The following is a 2,528-nucleotide window of genomic DNA, read 5'->3' on the forward strand; positions in this document are numbered from 1 at the left end:
GATGCCGACGACCTGAAGTGGGTGCGTGACCGTTTCAACGTGCCGGTCAGTGACGAGCAGATCGACAGCGGCGAGATTCCGTTCCTGACGTTCAAGAAGGACAGCCGCGAGTACAAGTACCTGATGGAACGCCGCAAGCAGCTCGGCGGGCACCTGCCGCAGCGCAAGCCGGTTGATGAGTCCCTGAAGATTCCCGATATCGACATCTTCAAGCAGCAGCTGGCCGGTACCGGCGATCGCGAGATCTCCACGACCATGGCTTTCGTGCGCATGCTGACCGCGCTGACCCGCGACAAGAACATGGGCAAGCGTGTTGTGCCTATCGTGCCGGACGAGGCACGTACCTTCGGCATGGAAGGCCTGTTCCGCCAGCTTGGCATCTATTCCGACAAGGGCCAGCTCTACGAACCGCAGGATGCGGACCAGCTGATGTTCTACAAGGAATCCAAGGACGGCCAGATCCTGGAAGAGGGCATTACCGAGGCCGGTTCGATGTCATCCTGGATTGCGGCGGCAACGTCGTATGCCAACCATGGCCTGACCATGGTGCCGTTCTACATCTTCTATTCCATGTTCGGCTTCCAGCGCATTCACGACCTCGCCTGGGCGGCTGGCGACTCGCGCGCCCGCGGCTTCCTGCTGGGCGGCACCGCCGGTCGCACCACGCTGAACGGCGAAGGCCTGCAGCACGAGGACGGTCATTCGCATGTCATGTCCTCGGTGATTCCGAACTGCGTGTCCTATGACCCGACCTATTCCTACGAGGTCGCGACCATCGTGCATGATGGCCTGAAGCGCATGTACGAAAAGAAGGAAGACGTTTTCTACTACCTGACGGTGATGAACGAGAACTACGTGCATCCCGACATGCCGAAGGGTGCCGAGGAAGGCATTCTCAAGGGTCTTTACAAGCTGAAGGGCTCCGGCAAGAAGAAAGCCAAGCACACGGTGCAGCTGATGGGCTCCGGCACCATCCTGCGCGAAGTCGAAGCTGCCGCCGAAATCCTCGAGAAGGATTTCGACATCGCCGCCGACGTCTGGAGTGCGACCAGCTTCACCGAGCTGCGTCGTGACGGCATGGACGCGGATCGCCACAACATGCTGAATCCCACCGGCAAGGCGCGCGAATCCTGGGTGGCGAAGCAGTTCAAGAAGGCTGACGGCCCGTTCGTCGCGGCAAGCGACTACATGCGCATCGTCGCCGAGCAGATTCGCCCCTGGGTGCCTGGCACCTACATCACGCTGGGCACGGACGGCTACGGTCGCTCCGACTCGCGTGACAGCCTGCGCCGGCATTTCGAAGTGAATCGCCATTACGTCGTGGTGGCTGCGCTGAAGGCGCTGGCCGATGACGGCGAGATCGATGCCAAGGTGGTCGCGGATGCGATCAAGACATTCAAGATCGACGCCAAGCGCGTCAATCCCTGGCAGGCCTGAGGAGAGCGATCATGAGCAAGACGATCGAAATCCGCGTGCCGGATATTGGCGACTTCGAGAACGTCGAGATCATCGACCTGCTGGTTTCCGCCGGCGATGAAGTCGAGAAGGAATCACCGCTCATCACGCTGGAGACCGACAAGGCCGCGATGGACGTGCCCGCGCCCGAGGCCGGCACCATCAAGGAACTGAAAGTCGGCACCGGCGACAAGGTGTCCGAGGGCGACCTGGTGGCCATCCTGGAAGTGGCTGATGCCGCTGCCGCAGAGAAGGCAACTGACAAGTCGGAAGCTGGCGAAGAGAAGGCAAGCGACAAGTCGGAAGAAAAGCCTGCTGAAAAGAAGGCCGAGCCTGAAGCACCTGGCGGCAAATCTCAGGTCATCGAAGTGAAGGTGCCGGATATTGGCGATTTCGATGGCGTGGAAATCATCGACCTGCTGGTGAAGGCGGGCGATGAGGTCGAAAAGGAGTCTCCGCTGATCACGCTGGAGACCGACAAGGCCGCGATGGACGTACCGGCTCCGGAAGCCGGTGTCATCAAGGAACTGAAAGTCGGCACGGGCGACAAGGTCTCCGAGGGTGATGTGATCGCCTTGCTGGAAACCACTGGCGCGCCAGCCGCGGACAAGCAGGAAAAGGGCGAGCCGGCTGCCAGCCAGTCCGAGTCGACGCCGGCAGAAGACAAGCAGGCAGCACCGCAGGCCGCCCAGGGACCTGCGTCGCCCCCGAGTAGCAAGGGCGGCAAGCTGCCAGAGATCAACGAAGCATCCTTCTCCAAGGCCCACGCTTCGCCGTCGGTGCGCAAGTTCGCGCGCGAACTCGGCGTCGACCTCGGGCGCGTCAACGGCACGGGTGTGAAAGGCCGCATCAACCACGACGACGTCAAGCAGTTCGTCAAGTCGGTGATGCAGGGCGGTGGCGCTGGCGGTGGTGCTTCACTGCCTTCCGTTCCGAGCGTGGACTTCGCCAAGTTCGGCGAGATCGAAACGAAGCCGCTGAATCGCGTCAAGAAGATTTCCGGCCCTCGGTTGCATGCTTCATGGGTGAACGTGCCGCATGTCACGCAGCATGACCTTTGTGACATCACCGAC

General features: G+C 61.3%; 2 protein-coding genes. Both read left to right on the plus strand.

From position 1 onward, the window contains the following. A partial coding sequence (gene aceE / locus R3217_10680; protein MDX1455908.1) for a pyruvate dehydrogenase (acetyl-transferring), homodimeric type occupies positions 1-1,437 on the plus strand: 1,437 nt, incomplete at its 5' end. A gap of 11 nt (positions 1,438-1,448) precedes the next feature. Next, positions 1,449-2,528: biotin/lipoyl-containing protein (locus R3217_10685; GenBank protein MDX1455909.1), on the plus strand; the 1,080-nt coding region annotated here is incomplete at its 3' end.

This window comes from Gammaproteobacteria bacterium (assembly GCA_033720895.1).
Classification (GTDB): Bacteria; Pseudomonadota; Gammaproteobacteria; order Natronospirales; family JAJUFS01; genus JAWWBS01.